Source organism: Brevundimonas sp., from assembly GCF_046295075.1.
In the GTDB taxonomy this organism is placed as follows: domain Bacteria; phylum Pseudomonadota; class Alphaproteobacteria; order Caulobacterales; family Caulobacteraceae; genus Brevundimonas.
Genome location: NZ_JBKBOC010000007.1, coordinates 25,233 through 39,181, shown reverse-complemented (window position 1 = coordinate 39,181; position 13,949 = coordinate 25,233). Strand labels below are relative to the sequence as shown.

Here is a 13,949-nt window from a genome sequence, read left to right as displayed (position 1 = left end):
ATCGGCTTCAGGCGGGTTCTTCGGAAACGCGAACCAGCAGCTTGCCGTCGTGATCGCCGGTGAACAAGCGGTTCAGCGAATCCACCGCGCCGTCCAGGCCGTCATCGACGTGAACCTTCCACTTCACCCGGCCGTCCGCCAGCCACGGCCCCATCTCGGCGACCATCTCGCGGGCGCGAGGGGCATAGTCGAGGACGAGGAAGCCCTGGACCTGAAGACGGTGGGTGATGATGCGCGCAAAGTTCGGCGACGGCGGCGCCTTGGTCGCATTGTAGGAGGACACCAGGCCGCAGACCGCCATGCGGCCGTGGACCTTCAGCCGGTTGAACACGGCGATCATGATGTCGCCGCCGACGTTTTCGAAGTTCAGATCGACGCCGTTGGGGGCCAGACGGTCCAGCGCCTCGCCGACATCCTCGTTCTTGTAGTCGATTGCGGCGTCGAACCCGAGTTCATCGGTCAGCCAGGCGCATTTCTCGGGCCCGCCGGCGATGCCGATGACGCGACAGCCGCGCTGCTTGGCGATCTGTCCGGCGATCGAGCCGACGGCGCCGGCCGCCGCCGAAATGACGATGGTCTCGCCTTCCTTGGCCTTCAGCACATCGGTAACGCCGAAATAGGCGGTCAGGCCGGTCATGCCGAGCACCGACATGTTTGCTGTCAGCGGCAGGCCGGGCGCGCGGTGGACGGGGCGCAGGCCGCCTTCAGGCACGACGGCGTAGTCGGCCCAGCCGCCCGAGGTCGGCATGACCACGTCGCCGGACTTGAAGCGGCTGGACCGCGACGCCTCGACCACGCCCAGCGTCAGGCCGCGCATGACCTCGCCCAGGCCCACCGGCGGCAGATAGCCTTCGGAATCGTTCATCCAGGTCCGGTTGGTCGGGTCCAGCGACAGATAGACGGTGCGGACCAGCACCTCGTTTTCCTTCAGGTCGGGTATCGGCGTCTCGACCAGTTCGAGGTCGCCCTGCTGGATCAGGCCCTTGGGGCGCTGTCGCAGCACCCATTGACGGTTCGTCTTGCCGTTCGTCGAGGCCATGCGCATCTCTCCTTGTGGGTTTTCTTTGACCACCATCTTGCCCCCGCCGAGTGCAGCGGTCGAGCCATGGCAAAGAAAAAAGCGGCCCTTGCGGACCGCTTTGAAGTGGCATCATCGAGAATGAGGCGCGGAGGCGGCATGATCGGCTATCGCTGATCAAGTCGGGGGGCGTCGCCGCCTCCGCATGCCTGTAACGACGATGCGGAACACCGGTTCCCGAGGGTTGCGACTTTTCTGTCGGCGCAAAAAGAAAAGGCCCCGTCGCGGATGCGAACGGGGCCTCTGTCGTTTGAAAGACGGGCTGCGGCCTTACGCCGCTTCCTTCTGACGCGAAGGGTGGAAGAACAGGGCCTGGCTGATCGCCGCCTTCACCGTTTCCGGCTGGAACGGCTTGGTGATCAGGAAGGTCGGCTCGGGCCGCTCGCCGGTCAGCAGGCGTTCCGGGAAGGCGGTGATGAAGATCACCGGCACGTCCATGGTCTTTAGGATATCCTTGACCGCGTCGATGCCCGACGAACCGTCGGCCAGCTGGATGTCGGCCAGCACCAGACCCGGCTTGTGACGGGCGACGGCGTCGATGGCTTCGTCATGCGTCGTGGCGGTGCCGGTGACGCGGTGACCCAGTTCCTTGACCAGGCTCTGGATGTCGGCCGAGATGATGGCCTCGTCCTCGATCACCAGCACGTCGGTCGCCAGTTCGGCGTCGATGTCGGACTGGGCGTCGGCGATCAGGCGTTCGACGTCGCGCGGATCGGCGGAAAGGATCTGGGCGGCTTCCGAAGGCGTGAAGCCTTCCAGAGCGGTCAGCAGGAAGGCCTGACGGGAGCGCGGGGCGATACGCAGCAGACGCTGCGACGCGTCGGTTCCCGTCGTCTCCAGCGTGCCGGTCTCAAGCTGGGCGCCGGTCGAGGACCAGATGGCGTGGAAGACATGATACAGGGCCACGCGTGGCGTCATATCGGCAGACAGCTGCTGTTCGCCGGCAGCCAGCGCTTCCAGCGCGACGCGGACGTAGTTGTCCCCGGTGGATTGGTCGCCAGTCAACGCACGGGCGTAACGGCGCACATAAGGCAGGTGCGGCGCAAGTCTGGCCAGAAGGCTCATTCAGATAGTCCCCGACAAATCTTCGCCGTCCCGGCAAGGGAAAGCGATACAGCGGGTCTCAACGTATCATACGCACCACGGTTCCGCAGTTTCGACGAAGCTTGAGCTTAAAATTGATGCGGCCTAGGAACCCTCCCGGAGGGATGACGTTATCGGCGGGCATCTCCGCGATGAACGTTGGGTGGGCGTACTCTGTCTATGATTGATTCTACCGACTCCTCGCGCCCGAAAGGCGCCGATATGAAGGGGGAGGCGGGGCTTGAAGAAGCTCGGCTTCGCCAGCAGGCCATCGGCGTGAAGCTGCGGCACATGTTCGACGAGGTCGTCAACGAACCGGTGCCCGACGAGTTTCTGGATATCCTGAAACGCGCCGATGCGAAGGCTGCGGATGGCGCTGCATGAGTACGTCTCGCCTGGGGGCCGCCCCCAAGCCCGCGTCGGCTGACGACGAAGGCTTCAAGCGCGAACTGGTGGTGCTGATCCCGCATCTGCGCGCCTTCGCACGTACCCTGACCGGCGACCCGACCGCCGCCGACGACCTAGCGCAGGACGCCATGATGAAGGCGTGGGACGCTCGCGCCTCCTATCAGATGGGCACGAACATGAAGGCCTGGACCTTTATGATCCTGCGCAACCAGTTCTATTCCGAGAAGCGCCGCTCGTGGCGTCAGTCGCAGCTGGATCAGGAAGCCGCCGAGCGGACCTTGGTCGCCGTCGACGATCCTGAGGCGCCCGTCGCCCTGGACGAACTGCGCCAGGCCTTGAAGACCCTACCGGAAGAACAGCGTGAAGCGCTGATCCTGGTCGGCGCCGGCGGCTTCGCTTACGAAGAAGCAGCCGAAATCTGCGGCTGCGCGGTCGGCACGGTGAAGAGCCGGGTCAGCCGGGCGCGCCGCGCGCTTGCGGCCACGCTGGAAAAAGGCGGCTACGGCCGCGACGGCAAGGCGGCGGGCGATGCCATGCGCTCCATCCTGGGCGAGGCCGACAGGCTGGCCGGCGCCCGGAGCTGACCTGCGGTGAATGAGACGACCAGAGACGCCTCAAGGCCGCGCCTCGGTCGCACGTGGAATACGGACCGGTTTCAGGGCATCCGCTTTCGCCTGGGCGCGGCCATGGCCATGGCACTGCTGCCGATTTTCGTCCTCAGCCTGATCCAGACCCAGGCGGATTTCCGCCGACAAGCCGAGGATCGACAGGTCGATCTGCAACTGGCGGCCGAACGCAGCGCCTCGAGCGCCAAGGCCCAGCTGGACAGCGCCCAGGTTCTGCTGCGCGCGCTCAGCCCCGATGCGCTCGGCCCCTATTGCGCCCCGCGCCTGACTGCCCTCGTCGGACGGCTGGAAGGCTATGAAGGCCTCTATCGCATCAGCCCGACCGGGGAAGCGGTCTGCGCTTCCGGCCGCACGGACGGTCTGCGTTCCGGCGTCGCGCCCGCCGCACAGGCCCCATGGTTTCAGCGGCTGCGCAATGGCGAGGAACTGGTCGTCGTGCGCGCCCCTGACGGCGCCGGCTATCAGAGCGCACTGATTGTCGCCACACGCGCCGAACGGCCGATGGGCCGGTTCGACGGGGCCATGGTCGCCGTCATTCCCCTGTCTGAGCTGCAACCCGATATCACGGACCCCGCCCTGCCCTCGGGCTCGCATGCCGCCCTAACCGATGGCGCCGGCCGCATCCTGACCGCCAGCGATCCCGATGTCTTCAATCTGGCCGACGGCGACGACATCGCCGGATGGGTCGGCCGTGCGCGCGAGCAGGGCTCGGCCGTGTTTGAGGCCAAGGACGCTCAGAACCATCGCCGGGACTATGCTGGCGCGGCCCTTGCGGGCGGCGACCTCTACGCCCTGCTGTCGGCTCCGGCGCCCGGTCTGCTGTCCTGGGCGCGGCTCAATCCGATCGGGACGCTGCTGCTGCCGCTGGGGGCCTGGCTGACGGCTTTCGCGGCGGTGATGCTGCTGTCCGAACGCATCTTCATCCGCTGGCTGGACTATCTGGAGCGGGTCGCCGCCATCTATGCGCGCGGGCGGTTCTCGGTGCGGCCCCTGCAGGCCATGAATGCGCCAGCCGAAATCCGCACCATGGCGCGCACTCTGGACGAGATGGCCGAGGCCATCACGGTTCGAGATCGCGAGCTGACCGACGCCCTGGCGGAGAAGGACGCGCTGATGCGCGAGATCCACCACCGGGTGAAGAACAATCTTCAGATCATCTCGTCACTGTTGTCGATGCAGCAGCGCGCCCTGACCGACGCCCCGGCCAAGGCGGCGCTGGGTGATACGCGTCAGCGCATCTCGGCCCTGGCCCTGATCTATCGCACCCTCTACCAGAGCAACGACATCCGCCACGCCGATGCGCGCGAGTTCCTGAACGAGCTGGTGGGCCAACTGGTCGCCAGCGAGGCGGGACGCGGACCGGTCGTCATCAGTTCGGTGGACGCCGATTCCCTGCACGTCGATCCCGACAAGCTGGCGCCCCTGGCGCTGTGGCTGGTCGAGGCGGTGACGAACGCCCAAAAGCACGCCTTCGCCGGCAGCGGCGGCGAGCTGAAGGTCCGCTTCCGCGTTCACGGCGAGAAGTCGGTGCTGGAAGTCGAGGATGACGGACCGGGCGCCCAGGCCGGCGCTGAAGTCGGGGTCGGCCGCACCCTGATGAGCGCCTTCGCCAAACAGCTTCGCGGCGAGACCGAATTCGACACGCCCCCCAGCGGCGGCACCATCGCCCGCATGACCTTCGCCACGCCCGAGGCCCTGGCGCCGGTCGATCCGGCGGACAAGGCGTCCGGCAACGGAACCGGAGCCGTGGCGTCGCGTTGATGTCCTAAGACCGGCGGAGTTTCACCCCGGCTAACCTCGGAGCTTTCCTCATGCGCAAGATTTTCGTTCTGGTCGCCGCCGCCGCCGCCCTGACCACCGCCGCCTGCAACACTGTTGAAGGCGTTGGCCGTGACACCCAAGCCGCCGGCTCGGCCGTGACCGGCGCCGCCCAAGACGCCAAGAACTAATATCGGCGACCGCAGCTCGGCTGCATTGTCGGACTTGCAAGGCCCCGCATCGCCGGGGCCTTGTTCGTTTCAGGACCGCGACAGGAGTTTCCCGTGAACCAGACCGCCCGCGACGCCGGCCTTGCGCTGCTAAGCCAGCACGCGCTGATCGCCGGAGAGCCCGTCCCTGCGAACGGCGCCGGGATCGCTGTCGATGATCCGGCGACGGGCGAGATCATCGGCCATGTCCCCGACCTGGGCGCCGCCGAGACCGAGCAGGCGATCGCGGCGGCGGCCGAGACGTTCACAACCTGGTCCCGCTCCGATCCGCATGAGCGCGCCGCCTTCCTGCGCAAATGGGCCGCGCTGATCGACGACAACGTCGAGGGGCTGGGCGCGCTGATGGCGTTTGAGAACGGCAAGCCGTTCGAGGAGGCCAAGGGCGAGGTGACCTACGCCAACGGTTTCCTGAAATGGTTCGCGGGCCAGGCCGAGCGACTGATCGGCGAGACCCAGGACAGTCCGCTGGGCCATTTGATCCTGACCTATCGCGAGGCGGTCGGCCCGTGCGCCCTGATCACGCCGTGGAACTTCCCTGCCGCCATGCTGACCAGGAAGCTGGGCCCCGCATTCGCCGCCGGCTGCACCGCTGTAGTCAAGCCGGCCAGCCAGACCCCCTTCACCGCCATCGCTTTGGCCGAACTGGCCTATCAGGCCGGTCTGCCCAAGGGCGCCCTGTCCATCGTGACGGGCGACGCCGCGACCATCGGCAAGGTGCTGACCGACAGTCCCGAAATCCGCAAACTGTCCTTCACCGGCTCGACCGGCGTGGGCCGCAAACTGGCGGAGCAGTGCGCCCCGACGTTGAAGCGGGTGTCGATGGAGTTGGGCGGCGCCGCCCCCCTGATCGTCTTCGCCGACGCGGACCTGGATTTGGCCGTGGCCGAGACCATCAAGGGCAAGTTCAGGAACTCGGGCCAGACCTGCGTCTGCCCCAACCGCGTCTATGTGGAACGGTCGGTCTCAGAGGCCTTTGCCGAAAAGCTGGCGGCGGAAGTGGCGAAGATCAAGGTCGGTCCCGCATTCGAAGACGGCGTCAAGGTCGGGCCGCTGATCGAGGACAAGGCCATCGACAAGGTCGAGAAACACGTCGCGGCGGTCAAGGCCGACGGCGGCAAGGTGCTGACCGGCGGCTCGCGCCATGAACTGGGCGGCCGCTTCTTCCAGCCGACCGTGACCCTGGGCGGCGACGACGCCCTTTTCCGCGAGGAAGAGACCTTCGGCCCAATGATCCCTGTCTTCGCCTTCGACACCGAGGACGAGGTGCTGGGTAAGGCCAACGCCAGCGATTACGGCCTGGCCTCCTATCTGTTCACCCGCGACCTAGACCGCGCCATGCGCTTTTCCCGTCGGATCGAGGCGGGGATGTGCGGGGTCAACACCGGCCTGATCTCGACCGCCGTCGCCCCGTTCGGCGGGGTCAAACAGTCGGGCTACGGCCGCGAAGGCTCGATCCACGGCATCGACGAATATGTGGACATCAAGACGGTGACGCTGGCGCTGAAATAACGCCAGGCGCGCAGGTCTGTAATTTGCCGCGCTTCTGCGGCATAAGCCCGCGATGAAGTTCCTCGACCAGGCCAAGATCTACATCCGCTCCGGCAACGGCGGCGGCGGTTCCGTGTCGTTTCGACGCGAGAAATTCATTCCCAACGGCGGCCCCGACGGCGGCGACGGCGGGCGTGGGGGCGACGTCTGGATCGAGTCGGTCGACGGGCTGAACACCCTGATCGACTATCGCTACCAGCAGCATTTCAAGGCCCAGACCGGCCACCACGGCCAAGGTCGGCAGATGCACGGCGGCAAGGGCGAGGACGTGCATCTGAAGGTGCCGGTCGGCACCCAGGTGCTGGATGAGGACAAGGAAACCGTCCTGCTGGACATGGACACGCCCGGCAAGATGGAACTGCTGCTGAAGGGCGGCAACGGCGGCTGGGGCAATGTGCGCTTCAAGGGGCCGACCAACCAGGCGCCGACCTACGCCAACCCCGGCCAGGAGGGCCAGGAACGCTGGATCTGGCTGCGGCTGAAGCTGATCGCCGACATCGGTCTGGCGGGCCTGCCCAATGCGGGCAAGTCCACCTTCCTGTCGGCAGCCAGCGCTGCCAAGCCCAAGATCGCCGACTATCCCTTCACCACCCTGGCGCCGAACCTGGGCATGGTGGACCTGTCGCCGTCCGAGCGGTTCGTCATCGCCGACATCCCCGGCCTGATCGAGGGCGCCAGCGAGGGCGCCGGCCTAGGCACGCGCTTCCTGGGTCACGTCGAGCGCTCGGCCAGCCTGATCCACCTGATCGACGGCACGCAGGACGACGTGGCCGAGGCTTACCGGATCATCCGCGGCGAACTGGAGGCTTACGGCGAAGGTCTGGCCGACAAGGCCGAGATCCTGGCCCTGAACAAGATCGACGCCCTGACGCCCGAGGCGCGCGAGGAGAAGGCCGCCGAGCTGGAATCCGTCGCCGGTCGCCGTCCCATGTTGGTGTCCGGCGTGTCGGGCGAAGGCGTCCCCGCCCTGCTCCGCGCCGCCTGGGCCGAGGTGAAGAAGACGCGCGGCGCCATGGCCGGCGACAGCGACGCGGACCAGACCAGCGGCTGGCAGCCCTGATCAGGCCTCCGGCGCAGGTTCCGGCTTGGGCCGGGGCTTGCGACGGCTCGGTTTCGGCGCGTCGGTCGTCTTGGTCTCATCCGCATAGGGTTCGCCGTCGCCGGACAGCAGGATCGCCATCCAGCGCGAGCCCTTGAACTCGGCCAGGATCGCCATGGCCATGACCGCCAGCGGCGTGGACAGGAACATGCCGACCACGCCCCACATCTTGCCCCAGAAGGCCAGGGCCAGCAGCACCACGACCGGGTCGATGTTCTGGTTGTCGCCCTGCATGCGCGGCTGGATGAAGTTGCCGACGACGAACAGAATGACCTGCAGGCCGACCAGCAGCACCGCCGCCGGCCAGTAGCTTTCGAACTGGACCAGGGCGAACAGCGGCGGCGCCAGGCCGGCGACCGCCCCGCCCAGCACGGGGATGAAGCCGACGATGAAGATGACGAAGGTCCAGAACTCGGCGTTCTGAAGCCCCACGGCCCGCATCAGGATCCAGGCGACGACGCAGATCATCGCCCCGGTCACCGACTGCACCCAGATATAGCCCTCGACCCCGCCGCGCACACGCTGGAACACCGCCACGGCCTCGTCGCGCTGGGCCTCGGACGGGAACATGGCGATGATCTTGCGACGGAACCCGATCTGGGAAGCCAGGAGAAAGCCCAGATAGATCAGGACGAAAAAGGCGCCCGAAGCGATGCCCTGCACCTGGAAGGCCATCGACGTCAGGTAACCGCGCACATCGACACCGTTGATCAGATCCTGGGCCGTCGGCGGATTGGCCAGCCGCACCACGCCATAGACGTCGCGAATGATCTGATCGATGCGCGGGCCGATGTTCTGGGACACGCCCGACGCTTCGCCGAAGAAGCTGGCCGCGCCGTTCACGATGATGGCGATCGAGGCGAAGAAGGCCAGCACCACCAGGGTCAAGGCCGCGATGCCAGCCATGCGGCTGTTCAGCGGCGTGCGCGCTTCGACCGAGCGCTTCACCCCGTCGATCATGATCAGCAGGAAGATGGCCATGGCCAGCGGGGTCAGGATGTCCCGTAGCCAATAGACGGCCGCCCCCGCCGCCACCGTGGCGATGACGCCCAGGGCGTTGCGGGACACGGCCGAGGACGGCATGGCGACGGGGCTTTTCATGTCTGTGTTGTCGAACCGCTCGGCTTCGGCGTCAATCGCTGTTCCGACCGCGTTTGGAACGCGCTAGACCTTTCGTCGAGACGCCATCGGAGACCCTCATGCCTGACGCCCTGCCCGGCCTGTTCCTCGGCCAGTCCGACGCCGACCAGCCGGAAAGCCTGCTGTTCAACCGCGCCAACCGCCACGGCGTCGTCGCCGGCGCGACCGGAACGGGCAAGACGGTCACGCTGCAGATCATGGCGCAGGGGTTTTCCGACGCGGGGGTGCCGGTCTTCTGCGCCGACGTGAAGGGCGACCTATCGGGTATTTCCCAAGTCGGAACCCCGAACGAGAAATTGATCGCCCGCGCGACCGAAATGGGCCTGACCCTGACGCCCCGCGCCGCCCCGACAGTCTTTTGGGACCTATACGGCCAGAAGGGCCATCCGATCCGCACCACCGTGTCCGAGATCGGACCCGTGCTGATGGCGCGGATGCTGAACCTGAATGACGTGCAGGAGGGGGTGCTGACCGTCGTCTTCCATGTGGCGGACAAGGAGGGCCTGCTGCTGCTGGACCTCGACGATCTGCGCAGCCTCTTGGTCTATGTCGGCGAGAACGCCGAGCGGATCGGGCGCGAGGTCGGCAATGTCGCCCCCGCCTCCATCGCCTCGATCCAGCGCGCCCTGTTGCAGGTCGAGCAACAGGGCGGGGCCGCATTCTTCGGCGAACCGGCGCTGAAGCTGGAGGACATGATCCGCGTCGGCCTGGACGGCCGTGGCCAGGTTAATGTGCTGGATTCGACCCGGCTGATGAACAGTCCGCGCCTGTATGCGGCCTTCCTGCTGTGGCTGCTGTCGGAGCTGTTCGAGCAACTTCCCGAGGTGGGCGACCCGGAAAAGCCGCGCCTGGTCTTCTTCTTCGACGAGGCCCACCTGTTGTTCAACGACGCGCCGCGCGCCCTGCTGGAAAAGGTCGAACAGGTCGTCCGCCTGATCCGGTCCAAGGGTGTGGGCGTCTATTTCGTCACCCAGAACCCGGCCGACATTCCCGACAGCGTCCTGGCCCAGCTAGGCAACCGCATCCAGCACGCGCTGCGCGCCTATACCCCGTCCGAACAGAAGGGGCTGAAGGCCGCCTCGCAGAGCTTCCGCGTCAACGCCGCCTTCGACACGGCCGAGGCCATCCAGGGCCTGGGCGTGGGCGAGGCCTTGGTCTCGGTTCTGGACGAAAAGGGCGCGCCGACCATCGTGGCCCGCACAAAGATCCGCCCGCCCGCCTCACGCCTGGGCCCCGCCACCGACGCCGAACGCGCGGCGATCATGGCCGCCAGCCCGGTGCGCGGTCTGTACGACCAGGTTCTGAACCGCGAATCCGCCGCCGAAATCCTGGCCAACCGTCACAGCGCCGCCGATCAGGCAGAGGCGCAAGCCCAGGCTCAGGCAAAGGCCCAGGCCGACGCCGCCAAGGCCGCGGACATCCAGGCGAAGGCCGACGAGAAGGCGGAAAAGGAACGTGCCAGGGAGCAGGCCCGCGTCGCGCCACGTCCTGCACCCGCCCCGCGCGCGCGCGCCTCCAACCGTCAGACCCCGATGGAGGCCCTGACCAAGTCGGTCCTGCGCACCGCCGGATCGACCCTGACCCGCGAGCTGATGCGCGGCATCCTGGGTGGGCTGAAACGGCGCTAGGTTCGGAGCGGGTCTTGCAACGGGGCGGGGGCGAGCGCATCTCCCGCCCATGTTCATCCAGACCGAACCCACGCCCAATCCGAACGTGCTGAAGTTCCTGCCCGGCCGCGACGTGTCGCCGGCCGCCGCGCTGGAATACCGCACCATCGACGAGGCGACGGCCTCTCCTCTGGCTGAGGCCCTGTTCGAGCTGGAAGGCGTCGACGGCGTTTTCTTCGGCGCCGACTATGTGTCGGTCACTCGCCAGCCCCAGGGGCCGGAGTGGTCGGAGATGAAGGCGCCCATCCTGGGCGTCGTCATGGATCATTTCGTCTCGGGCCAGCCGCTGACGCGCGGCGCCAGCGCCGAGGCCGACGGCCATGCCGAGGACGACAGCGAGATCGTCGCCGAGATCAAGGCCCTGCTGGACAGCCGCATCCGCCCGGCCGTAGCCCAGGACGGCGGCGACATCCTGTTCGATTCCTTCGACGAATCGACCGGAGTGCTGAACCTTCGGATGCGCGGCGCCTGCGCGGGCTGTCCGTCCTCGTCGGCGACGCTGAAAGCCGGCGTCGAACAGATGATGCGCCACTATGTGCCGGAAGTGACGCGGGTCGAGCAGACGATCTGATCGACAGAACGGTTTCGTCCTCGCCAGACTCGCCGTCGGGCGCCATCTTAAGTTGGTGTCACGCTTCGTTCCTGATCCTGAAGTTCTCCGCCTCGGCGAGGCGCTCGCCGCCCTGCGTCGCGAGCGCGGCCTGTCGCAGGCCGAGGCGGGCGCGCGGCTCAACATGACCAGCCAGGGCTGGGGCCTGTACGAATCCGGCCGTCGTCCCGGCCTGTTCCGGCCCGACGTGCAACGCCGCCTGACCGGCGCGCTCGACTCCAGTCCCGACGCCCTGGCCTTGCTTGTGTCGGGCCAAACCGAACGTCCGACGGCCGCCTCCGACCCCATGGGCGTGGAAGGCCGGGGACGCGCCTTCGAAGGCCGCTCCCCCCGCCGGACCCGGATCGAGGTTCTGAACGCCGATCTTTCGCCCTGGGCCGAGCCGGGCGTCGTGCTGGAGTGCGAACCGGGTCTGTGGCCCCGCCAGGGTCAGGGCTGCGTGATCGAAATGAGGGACGGGACGACGCGGGTGCGGCTGTTCGAGCAGGCGGACGCCCAACATATGCATGTGCGGGGCGCGGGCGGGCTGGACCAGGTCGAGACGATCGAGCGCCGCCTGATCCTTAGAACATCGGCCGTCATCGCCAGACTGGAGCGATGAAACGAAAACGTTGCACTCTCGGTAAGGTTGTGAAACTGTCCTCTTATGGACAAGACGGACGCTACAACACGCAAGACGGCACGCGCGGTCGAGCCTCTGGACGTTCTGGTCGGGGCGCGGATCATGGCGCGGCGCACGGCGCTCGGACTGTCCCAAACGGCTCTTGGCGAGATGGTCGGCGTCAGTTGCCAGCAACTTCAGAAATACGAAGGCGGGAAAAATCGTATTTCGGCGGCGCGTCTGCATCGCCTGGCCCTGGCCCTGGGACTTCCCGTCGAAGCCTTCTTTCCAGATCGGCCGGAGGAGAGCGCCACGCCTGAGCTTGTAGTGATCCGGTCCCTGGCCGCGACGGCCGAGGGGCGCGCCATGGCGGACGGATTTTCCCGCATCGACGACCACGCTGTACGCCAGGCCCTGACGCGACTGGTGGAGGTTCTCGCCAGAGCGGCCTAGAAGGCCGTTCATGAGACTTCTGGTGATCGATACGGCGCTCGGCGCCTGCATGGCGTCGGTGTTCGAGAACGACCGTCCCCTGGCCGTGCGGTTCGAACCGATGACCAAGGGCCATCAGGAACGGCTGGGCGGCCTGGTTCGCGATGTGATGGCGCAAGCGGGCGGCGGCTTCGACAGCCTAGACCGGATCGGCGTCACGGTCGGACCAGGGTCGTTCACAGGCCTGCGTGTCGGCCTGGCCTTCGCTCAGGGTCTGGGCGCGGCGCTGGATCGGCCCGTTGTCGGCATTTCCGCGCTGGACGCCCTCGCCGCCTCGCTGGAGGAGGCGACAGGGCCGGTCGCAGCCCTGATCGACGCGCGACGGGGTCAGGTTTACGCCCGACTGTTCACGAACGGCTCAGCGCTTGGACCGGACGAAGCCCTTTCGCTGGAGGAAGCAGCGCAACGGGTCGCCGAAATCCGTCCAAACGTCGCCCTGGTCGGCAATGGCGCAGCGGTGCTGGCGGAGGCCTTCCCCAACCTGAAGCTCGCCCGTATCGACGACCGCGTCGCCCCGTCGCCGGAAGCCTTGGCTCGTCTCGCCGCCGCCGCAGATCCGGCGATGCATCCCCCCCGCCCGCTCTACCTACGCGCGCCCGACGCCACCCCGCCCAGCCGCCTGCCGGGTCAGCCCCGCCAACCGGCGTCATGACCGCATCGGACCCGGCCGCCCTCGCCGCCCTTCACGCCCAGGCCTTTGCGGCGCCCTGGAGCGCGCGCGAGTTCGCCGACCTGATGTCCCAGCCTGGCGTCGTTGCGATCGCGGAAACCGACGGCTTCATCCTGATCCGCATCGTGCTGGACGAGGCTGAAATCCTGACCCTGGCGGTCCTTCCAAAGGCCCGCCGTCAGGGCCTCGGCCGCCGCCTGGTCGAAGAGGCGGCCGTCGCCGCGACGAAGGGCGGCGCCGCACGGTTGTTCCTGGAAGTCGCAGAGGACAACGCCCCCGCCCGCGCCCTTTATGACCGCGCGGGATTCAGTCAGATCGGCCGTCGAAAGGCCTATTATGCGGCCGCCGACGGGTCTCGGACGGACGCTGTGGTGATGAGCCACGATCTCTATGCGGATCAGGCCAACGTGCCGCTTCCCTGATGCGATCCTAGCCCCTATTCTAGGACCATGGACCGGATCGAAAAACTCTGCGCCGACCGCGGCATGCGTATGACCGAACAGCGTCGGGTGATCGCCCGCGTGCTGTCGAACGCCGAAGACCACCCCGATGTCGAGGAGCTGTACCGCCGCGCCTCGGCCATCGACCCCCACATCTCGATCGCCACCGTCTATCGCACCGTGCGCCTGTTCGAAGAGGCGGGCGTGGTCGAGAAGCATGACTTCGGCGACGGCCGCAGCCGCTATGAAGAGGCGGGCGACGATCACCACGACCACCTGATCGACACCAAGTCGGGCGAGGTGATCGAATTCTTCGACGCCGAGATCGAACGCCTGAAGTCCGAGATCGCGGAACGGCTGGGCTTCCAGCTGATCGGCCACAAGCTGGAGCTTTACGGCGTTGCGATCGAGGGCGCCGAGCCGTCCAAGCGCGAAGGCCTGATTTTCACCCGCCACGCCGCCCGGGTCGATCCCGCCGATGTGGATGCAGGCTGAACGC

At 67.1% G+C, this 13,949-nt stretch carries 16 protein-coding genes; 13 read left to right on the top strand and 3 right to left on the bottom strand.

What is annotated here, in order from left to right; all coding sequences use genetic code 11:
- Nucleotides 1–7: 7 nt before the first annotated feature.
- Together ACK4MH_RS07715 and ACK4MH_RS07710 are read right to left on the bottom strand one after the other, a co-directional pair.
- Nucleotides 8–1,039, bottom strand: coding sequence for an NADP-dependent oxidoreductase (locus ACK4MH_RS07715; protein ID WP_409716751.1), 1,032 nt, complete (start codon nucleotides 1,037–1,039; stop codon nucleotides 8–10).
- Between the two features lie 309 nt (nucleotides 1,040–1,348).
- Complete coding sequence (locus ACK4MH_RS07710) at nucleotides 1,349–2,143, bottom strand: response regulator (protein WP_135194503.1); 795 nt, start codon at nucleotides 2,141–2,143, stop codon at nucleotides 1,349–1,351.
- Between the two features lie 240 nt (nucleotides 2,144–2,383).
- Here ACK4MH_RS07710 and ACK4MH_RS07705 point away from each other — a divergent pair, with 240 nt between their 5' ends.
- From ACK4MH_RS07705 to obgE, 6 genes are all read left to right on the top strand, one after another.
- Nucleotides 2,384–2,545 carry a NepR family anti-sigma factor gene (locus ACK4MH_RS07705; RefSeq protein WP_409716943.1) on the top strand — a complete coding sequence of 54 codons (162 nt, stop codon included), beginning with the start codon at nucleotides 2,384–2,386 and terminating at the stop codon, nucleotides 2,543–2,545.
- Complete coding sequence (locus ACK4MH_RS07700) at nucleotides 2,542–3,153, top strand: sigma-70 family RNA polymerase sigma factor (RefSeq protein WP_135194501.1); 612 nt, start codon at nucleotides 2,542–2,544, stop codon at nucleotides 3,151–3,153. Before ACK4MH_RS07705 ends, ACK4MH_RS07700 begins: the two co-directional genes overlap by 4 nt.
- A 102-nt stretch (nucleotides 3,154–3,255) precedes the next feature.
- Nucleotides 3,256–4,956, top strand: a complete 1,701-nt coding sequence (locus ACK4MH_RS07695; RefSeq protein ID WP_409716749.1) for a sensor histidine kinase — start codon at nucleotides 3,256–3,258, stop codon at nucleotides 4,954–4,956.
- A gap of 50 nt (nucleotides 4,957–5,006) precedes the next feature.
- Nucleotides 5,007–5,144: an entericidin A/B family lipoprotein gene (locus ACK4MH_RS07690; protein ID WP_184279633.1), complete on the top strand. Its 138-nt coding sequence runs from the start codon at nucleotides 5,007–5,009 to the stop codon at nucleotides 5,142–5,144.
- Between the two features lie 93 nt (nucleotides 5,145–5,237).
- Nucleotides 5,238–6,692, top strand: a complete 1,455-nt coding sequence (locus ACK4MH_RS07685; RefSeq protein WP_409716746.1) for an NAD-dependent succinate-semialdehyde dehydrogenase — start codon at nucleotides 5,238–5,240, stop codon at nucleotides 6,690–6,692.
- Nucleotides 6,693–6,744: 52 nt separating this feature from the next.
- A complete protein-coding gene (gene obgE, locus ACK4MH_RS07680) occupies nucleotides 6,745–7,791 on the top strand; it encodes a GTPase ObgE (RefSeq protein WP_409716744.1) in 1,047 nt (348 codons plus the stop codon).
- On the opposite strand, the gene ACK4MH_RS07675 is transcribed toward obgE, so the two are convergent.
- Nucleotides 7,792–8,931: an AI-2E family transporter gene (locus ACK4MH_RS07675; RefSeq protein WP_409716742.1), complete on the bottom strand. Its 1,140-nt coding sequence runs from the start codon at nucleotides 8,929–8,931 to the stop codon at nucleotides 7,792–7,794.
- A gap of 98 nt (nucleotides 8,932–9,029) precedes the next feature.
- On the opposite strand from ACK4MH_RS07675, the gene ACK4MH_RS07670 reads away from it, so the two are divergent.
- From ACK4MH_RS07670 to ACK4MH_RS07640, 7 genes are read left to right on the top strand one after another with little or no spacing between them, the layout of a single operon-like run.
- Entirely contained in the window at nucleotides 9,030–10,598 is a 1,569-nt protein-coding gene (locus tag ACK4MH_RS07670) for a helicase HerA-like domain-containing protein (RefSeq protein ID WP_409716740.1), read from the top strand.
- 49 nt (nucleotides 10,599–10,647) lie between these two features.
- Nucleotides 10,648–11,208 carry a NifU family protein gene (locus ACK4MH_RS07665; RefSeq protein ID WP_409716738.1) on the top strand — a complete coding sequence of 187 codons (561 nt, stop codon included), beginning with the start codon at nucleotides 10,648–10,650 and terminating at the stop codon, nucleotides 11,206–11,208.
- 55 nt (nucleotides 11,209–11,263) lie between these two features.
- A complete protein-coding gene (locus ACK4MH_RS07660) occupies nucleotides 11,264–11,848 on the top strand; it encodes a helix-turn-helix domain-containing protein (protein WP_409716736.1) in 585 nt (194 codons plus the stop codon).
- Between the two features lie 45 nt (nucleotides 11,849–11,893).
- Nucleotides 11,894–12,301: a helix-turn-helix domain-containing protein gene (locus ACK4MH_RS07655; protein ID WP_409716734.1), complete on the top strand. Its 408-nt coding sequence runs from the start codon at nucleotides 11,894–11,896 to the stop codon at nucleotides 12,299–12,301.
- A gap of 10 nt (nucleotides 12,302–12,311) precedes the next feature.
- Entirely contained in the window at nucleotides 12,312–12,992 is a 681-nt protein-coding gene (gene tsaB, locus ACK4MH_RS07650) for a tRNA (adenosine(37)-N6)-threonylcarbamoyltransferase complex dimerization subunit type 1 TsaB (RefSeq protein ID WP_409716732.1), read from the top strand.
- Nucleotides 12,989–13,432, top strand: coding sequence for a ribosomal protein S18-alanine N-acetyltransferase (gene rimI / locus ACK4MH_RS07645; RefSeq protein WP_409716730.1), 444 nt, complete (start codon nucleotides 12,989–12,991; stop codon nucleotides 13,430–13,432). Before tsaB ends, rimI begins: the two co-directional genes overlap by 4 nt.
- A 27-nt stretch (nucleotides 13,433–13,459) precedes the next feature.
- Entirely contained in the window at nucleotides 13,460–13,945 is a 486-nt protein-coding gene (locus tag ACK4MH_RS07640; RefSeq protein WP_159847368.1) for a Fur family transcriptional regulator, read from the top strand.
- Nucleotides 13,946–13,949: the final 4 nt, after the last annotated feature.

What these genes read in the sequence shown, in the direction of transcription:
- ACK4MH_RS07670 (WP_409716740.1), top strand. Translation starts at nt 9,030, where the DNA reads ATGCCTGACGCCCTGCCCGGCCTGTTCCTCGGCCAGTCCGACGCCGAC.
- ACK4MH_RS07655 (WP_409716734.1), top strand. Translation starts at nt 11,894, where the DNA reads ATGGACAAGACGGACGCTACAACACGCAAGACGGCACGCGCGGTCGAG.
- rimI (WP_409716730.1), top strand. Translation starts at nt 12,989, where the DNA reads ATGACCGCATCGGACCCGGCCGCCCTCGCCGCCCTTCACGCCCAGGCC.
- ACK4MH_RS07700 (WP_135194501.1), top strand. Translation starts at nt 2,542, where the DNA reads ATGAGTACGTCTCGCCTGGGGGCCGCCCCCAAGCCCGCGTCGGCTGAC.
- ACK4MH_RS07695 (WP_409716749.1), top strand. Translation starts at nt 3,256, where the DNA reads ATGGCCATGGCACTGCTGCCGATTTTCGTCCTCAGCCTGATCCAGACC.
- obgE (WP_409716744.1), top strand. Translation starts at nt 6,745, where the DNA reads ATGAAGTTCCTCGACCAGGCCAAGATCTACATCCGCTCCGGCAACGGC.
- ACK4MH_RS07640 (WP_159847368.1), top strand. Translation starts at nt 13,460, where the DNA reads ATGGACCGGATCGAAAAACTCTGCGCCGACCGCGGCATGCGTATGACC.
- ACK4MH_RS07715 (WP_409716751.1), bottom strand. Translation starts at nt 1,039, where the DNA reads ATGGCCTCGACGAACGGCAAGACGAACCGTCAATGGGTGCTGCGACAG.
- ACK4MH_RS07675 (WP_409716742.1), bottom strand. Translation starts at nt 8,931, where the DNA reads ATGAAAAGCCCCGTCGCCATGCCGTCCTCGGCCGTGTCCCGCAACGCC.
- tsaB (WP_409716732.1), top strand. Translation starts at nt 12,312, where the DNA reads ATGAGACTTCTGGTGATCGATACGGCGCTCGGCGCCTGCATGGCGTCG.
- ACK4MH_RS07710 (WP_135194503.1), bottom strand. Translation starts at nt 2,143, where the DNA reads ATGAGCCTTCTGGCCAGACTTGCGCCGCACCTGCCTTATGTGCGCCGT.
- ACK4MH_RS07690 (WP_184279633.1), top strand. Translation starts at nt 5,007, where the DNA reads ATGCGCAAGATTTTCGTTCTGGTCGCCGCCGCCGCCGCCCTGACCACC.
- ACK4MH_RS07665 (WP_409716738.1), top strand. Translation starts at nt 10,648, where the DNA reads ATGTTCATCCAGACCGAACCCACGCCCAATCCGAACGTGCTGAAGTTC.
- ACK4MH_RS07705 (WP_409716943.1), top strand. Translation starts at nt 2,384, where the DNA reads ATGAAGGGGGAGGCGGGGCTTGAAGAAGCTCGGCTTCGCCAGCAGGCC.